A 581-nucleotide genomic window follows, 5' to 3' on the forward strand; every position below is an offset into this window, starting at 1 on the left:
TGTAGTGAACCCATTTTCTTAGACACATATTTTAATTATTGACTAATAAGGATTGATTCCTGTATTTCGCAGGAGTTAATCCTTTTAATTTTTCCTTAATTCTTCTGTTATTATAGTAATCTATATACTCTTCTATCGCTAATCTTAATTCTTTTATATTCTTGTAATTATTTTCTTGTCCATAAAATATTTCTGATTTTATTATTCCAAAGAAGCTTTCCATTAATCCATTATCTAAACTATTCCCTTTTCTTGACATACTTTGAATAATATTTTTTTCTTCTAGTCGCTTAGTATAAAATTTATGCTGATATTGCCATCCCTGATCGCTATGAAATATTAAATTATCAATATTAGAATTGCGTTTAAACGCTTTATTTAACATATCTATCACCTGAATCGAGTTTGGTGATGTTGAAATGTTATATGAGACGATATACCTTCCGTAAGCGTCTAATATTGGTGATAAATACAGCTTATTTCCTCTCAAATTAAATTCTGTAATATCAGTAAACCATTTTTCATTTGGTTTATTTGCTTCAAAATTTCTTTTAATATGGTTATCAGCGATCTTTCCAATA

Annotated in this window: 1 protein-coding gene; it reads right to left on the bottom strand. The window is 27.0% G+C overall.

Annotated features, from left to right (window positions below):
- Positions 1–31: 31 nt before the first annotated feature.
- Positions 32–581: IS3 family transposase (locus IX290_RS11460; RefSeq protein ID WP_211493322.1), on the bottom strand; the 550-nt coding region annotated here is incomplete at its 5' end.

Source organism: Fusobacterium sp. DD2 (assembly GCF_018205345.1).
Lineage (GTDB): Bacteria > Fusobacteriota > Fusobacteriia > Fusobacteriales > Fusobacteriaceae > Fusobacterium_A.